The following is an 8,183-nucleotide window of genomic DNA, read 5'->3' on the forward strand; positions in this document are numbered from 1 at the left end:
CGTCGAGAACTCGTCGCACAGCACCACCGCCCGAAGCGCGTCCGCCACCCTCTTTGCCCTGACCTTCAGGAGAGCCGCTGATGTTCCACCTGAGTCACCGTCAGAATCCCGTCAGTCGAGGCGCAAAGCACGGCCGCCGCGCGGCCGCCGCCCTGACCACGGCCCTGGCCACCGCCGCCGTGGTCCTCGCGGGCGCGCCCGCCCAGGCCGTGCCCACCTCGTCCACGACACTCGTCGTCGACGCCGACCAGACCCTGCGCCCCGTCACACACGTCGCCACCGGCAGCCTCTACGGTCTCGCCGACGACGCCACGCCCGCAGACGGCCTGGTCGGCGCACTGAGGCCCAACACCTTCGTTCAGATGGCCCCGGGCGGCTCCCAGCTCCCCAACGGCGAGCCGAAACCGGCGGGTGACGCTCTGGTCGTCGCCCCGAAAGCCGCCCGCGCGGGTGCCGAGGTAGTCGTACGCATGCCGGACTGGTATCCGAACTTCCCGTACAAATGGGTCAGTTGGAGCGACTGGCTGTCGGCCGTGGATCAGCAGGTCACGTCCGTGCGGTCCTCCGGCGCCACCGACATCGCCGCCTACGAGCTGTGGAACGAGCCCGACTGGACCTGGGACACCACGGACGCGGGCCCCTTCGACGCCGGTTGGGCCCGGACCTACAAGGAGGTCCGCTCCAAGGACGCCTCCACGCCGATCCAGGGGCCGAGCTACTCGACGTGGAACCTGAACCGGATGACCACCTTCCTCACCGACGCCGAGGCCGACGGCACCGTCCCCGACGTCATCTCCTGGCACGAACTCCAGGGCGCGCAGAACATCGCCGCGGACGTCGCCGCCTACCGGTCACTGGAGTCGAGGCTCGGCATCAGCCCGCGCCCGATCTCCATCGAGGAGTACGGCAAGCCCGCCGAGATGGGCGACTCCGGTGCCCTCATCGGCTACGCGGCCAAGTTCGAGCGGGCAGGCGTCCACGACGCCGAACTCGCCTTCTGGAACCACTACGGCACCCTCGGCGACACCCTCACCGACACCGGCGGCTCGCCCAACGGCTCCTACTGGACGTACAAGTGGTACGGCGAGATGTCCGGAAACATGCTGGTCACCACGCCTCCCGCGCAGACCGGCATGGACGGACTGGCCTCCCTCGACGGCTCGGGCGACCGGATCAGCGTCCTCGCGGGCGGCTGCACCGGCTCCTGCGCGGTGACCGTCAAGGGTCTCTCCTCGCTGCCCGCCTTCGGCGGCAGGGTCCACGTCAAGCTGGAGTACAGCCCCGACGCCGGCCGTACGACGGCCTCCTCCGGCCCGATCACCATCTCGGAGGCCGACTACACGGTCTCGGGCGGTGCCGTCACGGTGCCGGTGACGATGAACGCCTCCGACGGCTACCACCTCGTGATCGCCCCCAGCGGCACCTCCACCTCGCTGGCCGGGCGCTACCGCATCACCAACGCGAACAGCGGCCTGGCGCTCGACACCAGCGGCGCGGGCACCGCCGTGGGCACGTCGGTCGTGCAGTCCGCGCCCACCGGGGGCACCGACCAGAACTGGACCCTGGTGCCCGCCGGCTCGGGCCTGTACAAGATCGTCAACCAGAAGAGCGGCCTGCTCCTGGGCATCCGGAACATGAGCACGGACAACGGCGGCACCGCTCTGATCTGGAGTGACAACAACACCGCCGACCACCTCTGGCAGATCATCCCGGCCGCCGACGGGCATGACAAGATCGCCGACTACAACAGCGGTCTCCTGCTGGGCGTGAACGACATGAGCACCTCCTCCGGCGCGCAGGTCCTGCAATGGTCCGACAACGGCACCGCCGACCACCTGTGGACACTCACCGCGAGGTGAGCCCGGTAGCCGTATAACCTGGGGCGATGCTTACGCGAGCGGCAGCGACCCGCTACGTCGCCCCCCTGCGCGAGGGAGGATCCCTGCCCGCCGTCGTCGAAGCCGACGACGGCGGCGCGTACGTCATGAAGTTCACCGGAGCCGCGCAGGGACGCAAGACGCTCGTCGCCGAGGTGATCTGCGGGCAGCTCGCCCGCCACCTCGGGCTGCGCGTCCCCGAGCTCGTCACGCTCGACCTCGACCCGGTCCTGGGGCTCGGCGAGCCCGACCCGCAGGTGCAGGGACTGCTCAAGTCGAGCGGCGGAACCAACCTGGGCATGCGGTTCCTGTCGCGCGCGCTCGGCTTCGACCCGCTCGCCTACGCGGTCGACCCGGCGCAGGCCGGGCGGGTCGTCTGGTTCGACGCGCTGATCAACAACGTCGACCGGTCCTGGCGCAACCCCAACATGCTGGTCCAGCAAGGCGAGGTGTGGCTCATCGACCACGGCGCGAGCATGATCTGGCACCACAACTGGCCGACCGCGGCCGCCTGGGCGGACCGGTCGTACGACGCCACCGACCACGCCCTGGCCCCCTTCGGGCCCGATGTCGCCGCGGCCGCCGCCGAGCTGGCGCCGCGCGTGACCGAGGAGGCGATCGCCGCGGCCGCCGCCGACGTGCCGGACGTCTGGCTGACCGACGAGCCCGGTTTCGACACGCCCGACGCGGTGCGCCGCGCGTACGTCGACTCGCTCTTCCGGCGCGCCGCCACCGTCCACGAACGCATCGCCCTGCCCGGCGCCGGCCCGGCACGGACCCGGCCGACGCCGGGCTGGATCACCCGGGAGGCGGGCCGGTGAGCGCGCGCGACAGCCGTGCCGGGCGCGAGACCCGCGACGTCTACGAGTACGCCCTGCTGCGCGTGGTGCCGCGTGTCGAGCGCGGCGAACGGATCAACGCCGGTGTCGTCGTGTACTGCCGTGCGCGGTCGTACGTCACCGCCCTCACCCACCTGGACGAGAGCAGGCTGCTCGCCCTTGATCCGCAGGCCGACGTGGCCGGCGTCCGTGCCGTGCTCGCCGCGATCTCCCGGCACTGCGCGGGCGGCCCGGCGGCGGGGCAGGCGTCCGACGACGACGCCGGGCGCCGCTACCGCTGGCTCGTCGCGCCCCGCTCGACGGTGGTGCAGCCGGGCCCCGTGCACACCGGACTGACGGCGGACCCGGCGGCCGAGGCGGAGCGGTTGCTCGACCTTCTGGTGCGCTGAAGCCGCCTGCGCGCGGCGGCCGGGAGTCGCCCGAGTGATCAGAGGCACCCGGTGGGTACGTTGACACCGGGTGCCAGGGCTTCTAGCGTCACCCGCACAAGGTACTAAGCGGTCGCTCACCCGTGCGGGGTGGTGCGTCCGACCTCTAGGGCGAGGAGACCGAAGAGCATGTCCACCACTGAGCAGCGGGTAGCGATCGTGACCGGAGCGGCGCGCGGCATCGGCGCCGCGACCGCCGTCCGACTGGCCGAGGAAGGCCGCGCCGTCGCCGTGCTCGACCTCGACGAGGCCGCCTGCAAGGAGACCGTCGAGAAGATCACCGCCGCCGGTGGCAAGGCCCTCGCCGTCGGCTGCGACGTCTCCGACGAGGCGCAGGTCGAGGCCGCCGTCGCCCGCGTGGTCGAGGAGCTCGGCGCCCCGACGATCCTGGTCAACAACGCGGGCGTGCTCCGCGACAACCTGCTGTTCAAGATGAGCGCGTCCGACTGGGACACGGTCATGAACGTGCACCTGCGCGGCGCGTTCCTGATGTCCAAGGCCGTCCAGAAGCACATGGTGGACGCCAAGTTCGGCCGCATCGTCAACCTGTCCTCGTCCTCCGCGCTCGGCAACCGCGGCCAGGTCAACTACGCCGCCGCCAAGGCCGGTCTGCAGGGCTTCACCAAGACCCTCGCCAAGGAACTCGGCAAGTTCGGTGTCACGGCCAACGCGGTGGCCCCCGGCTTCATCGTCACCGAGATGACCAAGGCCACCGCCGACCGCGTCGGCATGGGCTTCGAGGAGTTCCAGGCCGCGGCCGCCACGCAGATCCCGGTCCAGCGCGTGGGCCGCCCCGAGGACATCGCCAACGCCATCGCGTTCTTCACGGGCGAGGCGGCCGGGTTCGTCTCCGGCCAGGTCATGTACGTGGCCGGCGGCCCGCTCAACTGAGACCCGCAAGCCCTCGGAAAACCCCCGGAAGAGCGTGGAGACCCCCACATGACCGCAGAACTCTCGGGCAAGGTCGCCCTGGTCACCGGCGCCAGCCGCGGCATCGGCTACGGCATCGCCGAGGCCCTCGTCGCGCGCGGCGACCGCGTCTGCATCACCGGACGCGGCGAGGACGCCCTCAAGGAGGCCGTGGAGAGCCTCGGCTCCGACCGCGTGATCCACGTGGCCGGAAAGGCTCACGACGAGGCCCACCAGGCCGCCGCCGTCGAGCGCACCATGGAGGCGTTCGGCCGTGTCGACTACCTGGTCAACAACGCCGGTACGAACCCGGTGTTCGGGCCGATCGCCGAACTCGACCTGAACGTCGCCCGCAAGGTCTTCGAGACCAACGTCGTCTCCGCCCTCGGCTTCGCCCAGCAGACCTGGAGGGCGTGGCAGAAGGAGAACGGCGGCGCGATCGTCAACATCGCCTCCGTCGCGGGCATCACCGCCTCACCGTTCGTCGGCGCGTACGGCATGAGCAAGGCCGCCATGGTCAACCTCACGCTCCAGCTCGCCCACGAGTTCGCGCCCAAGGTGCGCGTCAACGCCATCGCGCCGGCCGTCGTGAAGACCAAGTTCGCCAAGGCCCTCTACGAGGGCCGCGAGGCCGAGACCGCGGCCGCCTACCCGCTCGGCAGGCTCGGTGTGCCCGAGGACATCGGCGGCGCCGCCGCGTTCCTCACCTCGTCCCAGGCCGACTGGATCACCGGGCAGACCCTCGTCGTCGACGGCGGGATCTTCCTCAACGCGGGCGTCGGCTGAGGCGCGCAAGAGGGCTTCGGCCCTCATTTGCTGACAAACCCACGCGCGCGTGAAGTGCCCCGCCCGAACAGGCAGTTGCCCGGGCGGGGCACTGCGATATTGTCTGCCGACTCCCAAGGCATGGCTGATCGAGGTGCGTGCGCGTGTTCAAACGGTTGCTTGCCCCCCGTCCGCTCGCGGCGGCTGCCTCACTGGCGCTGCTCGCCGGATGCGGCATGACCGGCTCCGGCGGCTCGGACGACAACAAACCGATCGTCGTCGGGACGACCAGCGCCCCGAGCACCCTCGATCCGGCGGCCTCCTGGGACGGCTCGTGGGAGCTGTTCCGCAACGTGTACCAGACGCTGGTCGCCTTCCCGCCCGGCGCCGCCCAGCCGGAGTCCGACGCCGCCGACTGCTCCTTCTCCGACCACGCCAACCGCGTCTACCACTGCAGGCTGCGCGCGGGCATGCAGTTCTCCGACGGGAACAAGCTCGACGCCGCGGCGGTCAAGTACTCGATCGACCGGATCCGCGCCATCGGCGTCAAGGGCGGGCCGGCCGGGCTGCTCGGCAGCCTCGACCGGGTCTCGACGAGCGGTGACCGGGACGTGACGTTCCACCTGAACAAGCCGGACGCCACGTTCCCCTTCGTGCTCGCCACCCCCGCCATGTCGATCGTCGACCCCGACGACTACCCGGCCAAGGCGGTGCGCGACGACGGGAAGATATCCGGTTCGGGTCCGTACGAACTGCGCTCCTACAAGGACGGCGAGCGTGCCGAACTGGTCAGGAACCCGCACTACAAGGGGTTCGCCGACCGGCAGAACGACGCGGTGACGATCCGCTACTTCACGTCCTCGGCGCAGATGGTCTCCGCCCTGCGCGACAAGAAGATCGACGTCACCTTCCGCGGCCTGGCCGCCTCCGACATCGTGCGGCTGAGGGACGACCAGGAGGCATCGAAGGGGCTCCAGCTCGTCGAGGGCGCGGGCATGGAGATCAATTATTTGGTCTTCAACCCCAAGGACCCGATGGCCGCCAAGCTCCCGGTACGCCGGGCAGTCGCGCAGGTCGTGGACCGCGGCGCCATCGCGCACACCGTCTACAAGGACACCGTCGAACCGCTGTACTCGATGGTCCCGCGCGGCCTGGTCGGCCACACCACCGACTTCTTCGACGACTTCGGAAAACCGAGCGCGAGCAAGGCCGCGAAGATCCTGCGGAAGGCGGGCATCACCACCCCCGTACCGCTCACCCTCTGGTACACCACCGACCGCTACGGTTCGGCCACCGGCCCCGAGTTCGCCGAGATCAAGCGGCAGCTGGAGGCGTCCAAGCTGTTCAAGGTGACCCTCAAGAGCCGCCCCTGGAAGACGTACGAGAAGGGGTACCGCGACGGCGAGTACCCGGTGTTCGGCCGCGGCTGGTTCCCCGACTTCCCCGACGCCGACAACTTCATCGCCCCGTTCGTGGGGGAGAAGAACGCCCTCGGCACGCCGTACCCCTCGCCGGAGATCACCGGACAGCTGCTGCCGCAGTCGCGCCGCGCGAGCGACCGCGGCAGCGTGGTGCGGCAGTTCGAGAGGGCGCAGCAGATCATGACGGACGACGCGCGGCTGCTGCCGCTGTGGCAGGGCAAGCAGTACATCGCGGCCAGCGACGAGATCGCGGGCGGCGAACGCGCCCTGGACCCGTCGACGATCATGCTGATGTGGCAGCTGCACCGCAAGACCAGCTGGTGAGCCGGGCGTACGGGCTCCTGCGGCGGGCGTTGTCAGTGGGCGCCGGTAGGTTCAGGGGTGGAAGAACGGCCGCGCCCGCGCCGGAGCGCGGGCGGCCGTGCATGTGCCCGTACCCCGGAGGTTGTTGACGTGACCGACATCGCGATGCTGCCCGAGTCCTGGCGCGGCGTCCTCGGCGACGAGCTGCAGAAGCCGTACTTCAAGGAGCTCACCGACTTCGTCGAGGAGGAGCGCGCGAAGGGTCCCGTCTACCCGCCGCGTGAGGAGGTCTTCGCCGCGCTCGACGCGACCCCGTACGACAAGGTCAAGGTGCTCGTCCTCGGCCAGGACCCGTACCACGGCGAGGGGCAGGGACACGGGCTGTGCTTCTCCGTGCGGCCGGGCGTGAGGACGCCGCCGTCGCTGCGGAACATCTACAAGGAGATGCAGGCCGAGCTCGGCACCCCGATCCCGGACAACGGATATCTGATGCCGTGGGCGCGGCAGGGCGTCCTGCTGCTGAACGCGGTGCTCACGGTCCGGGCGGGCGAGGCCAACTCGCACAAGGGCAAGGGCTGGGAGAAGTTCACCGACGCGGTGATCAGAGCCGTCGCCGACCGGCCCGACCCGGCCGTCTTCGTCCTGTGGGGCAATTACGCGCAGAAGAAGCTTCCGCTCATCGACACCGAGCGGCATGTGGTGGTCAAGGGCGCGCACCCCTCCCCGCTCTCCGCCCGCAAGTTCTTCGGCTCGCAGCCCTTCACGCAGATCAACGCGGCGGTGGCGGCCCAGGGCCACGAGCCGATCGACTGGCGTATCCCCGACCTCGGCTGAGCGGCGCGCGGACGGGCCGGGGGCGCGGAGCCGCGCCTGGCCCGTATTTCCGACGTCTGCGGTTAGCGTCGACAGACCGTGACCGGCAGGGGAGCCTGGAGGAGAGCCCGTGGCACAGCAGCGTGAGCAGGCGGCGGACGACGCCATGATGACCCGCATCGGGCAGGTGGTCATGCTGCACCACGCGGGTGACCGCGAGGAGGCAAGGGACCGGTTCCTCGTCCTGTGGTCGGAGATCGGCGAGGGCGGCGACCCGCTGCACCGCTGCACACTGGCGCACTACATGGCCGACACCCAGGACGACCCGGCCGACGAACTGGCCTGGGACCTGAGGGCCCTGTCGGCGGCGGGCGCGCTCACCGACGAACGCCTCGCCGAGCACGAACGTTCCCTCGCCCTGCGGGCCCTCTACCCCTCCCTCCACCTCAATCTCGCCGCGGACTACGTCAAGCTCGACCAGCCGGACGCCGCGCGCATCCATCTGCTCCGGGCCCGCGAGTCGGTCCACGCGCTCGCGGACGACGGGTACGGCGACGGCGTGCGCGCCGCCCTCACCCGGCTCGAACAGCGGGTGGGCGGGCTGCCCGGCGCGGGCGAGGGCGACGACTAGCCAGGGCGTGTCCCGAACCCGGACCGGGTCATTTCCCGTACGTGTCCCGGCAGATCTCGGCCTGTGGGCTGTCCGGGTCCCAGCGCCCGTACCGGCTGCCCAGCGCGCAGACGTCGGGCCCGGCGGGCGACGGACACGAACGCGGCCATCGCGGCCTCGTTGGACGCCTCCTGCTTGTCGATGGTGTGCAGGCAGGC

At 70.7% G+C, this 8,183-nt stretch carries 9 protein-coding genes; 8 read left to right on the forward strand and 1 reads right to left on the reverse strand.

The features are described from left to right. Positions 1-80 precede the first annotated feature (80 nt). The 8 genes from OFY01_RS21500 (at position 81) to OFY01_RS21535 (ending at position 7,986) form a co-directional block, all read left to right on the forward strand. On the forward strand, positions 81-1,859 hold the full coding sequence (locus OFY01_RS21500) for an RICIN domain-containing protein (RefSeq protein WP_266602397.1): 1,779 nt from the start codon (positions 81-83) through the stop codon (positions 1,857-1,859). 26 nt (positions 1,860-1,885) lie between these two features. Next, positions 1,886-2,698 carry a HipA family kinase gene (locus tag OFY01_RS21505; RefSeq protein WP_266602399.1) on the forward strand — a complete coding sequence of 271 codons (813 nt, stop codon included), beginning with the start codon at positions 1,886-1,888 and terminating at the stop codon, positions 2,696-2,698. Then, positions 2,695-3,105 (forward strand): DUF3037 domain-containing protein, encoded by a 411-nt coding sequence (locus tag OFY01_RS21510; protein WP_266602401.1) that lies wholly within the window; start codon positions 2,695-2,697, stop codon positions 3,103-3,105. Before OFY01_RS21505 ends, OFY01_RS21510 begins: the two co-directional genes overlap by 4 nt. Before the next feature lie 168 nt (positions 3,106-3,273). Further along, a complete protein-coding gene (fabG, locus tag OFY01_RS21515; RefSeq protein WP_266602402.1) occupies positions 3,274-4,035 on the forward strand; it encodes a 3-oxoacyl-ACP reductase FabG in 762 nt (253 codons plus the stop codon). A gap of 48 nt (positions 4,036-4,083) precedes the next feature. After that, the gene (locus OFY01_RS21520; protein ID WP_266602403.1) at positions 4,084-4,839 is read left to right on the forward strand and encodes an SDR family oxidoreductase; all 756 of its coding nucleotides are present in this window, start codon (positions 4,084-4,086) and stop codon (positions 4,837-4,839) included. A gap of 215 nt (positions 4,840-5,054) precedes the next feature. Then, positions 5,055-6,563, forward strand: coding sequence for an ABC transporter substrate-binding protein (locus OFY01_RS21525; protein WP_266602410.1), 1,509 nt, complete (start codon positions 5,055-5,057; stop codon positions 6,561-6,563). A 144-nt stretch (positions 6,564-6,707) separates the two neighbouring features. Beyond that, a complete protein-coding gene (locus OFY01_RS21530; protein WP_266602412.1) occupies positions 6,708-7,376 on the forward strand; it encodes a uracil-DNA glycosylase in 669 nt (222 codons plus the stop codon). Positions 7,377-7,485: 109 nt separating this feature from the next. Next, on the forward strand, positions 7,486-7,986 hold the full coding sequence (locus tag OFY01_RS21535; RefSeq protein ID WP_266602404.1) for a hypothetical protein: 501 nt from the start codon (positions 7,486-7,488) through the stop codon (positions 7,984-7,986). On the opposite strand, the gene OFY01_RS21540 is transcribed toward OFY01_RS21535, so the two are convergent. Continuing rightward, on the reverse strand, positions 7,983-8,183 hold a 201-nt coding region (locus OFY01_RS21540), incomplete at its 5' end, for a hypothetical protein (protein WP_266602405.1). The two genes, OFY01_RS21535 and OFY01_RS21540, sit on opposite strands and share 4 nt — an antisense overlap.

The sequence above is a fragment of the Streptomyces beihaiensis genome, assembly GCF_026274175.1.
In the GTDB taxonomy this organism is placed as follows: Bacteria; Actinomycetota; Actinomycetes; order Streptomycetales; family Streptomycetaceae; genus Streptomyces; species Streptomyces beihaiensis.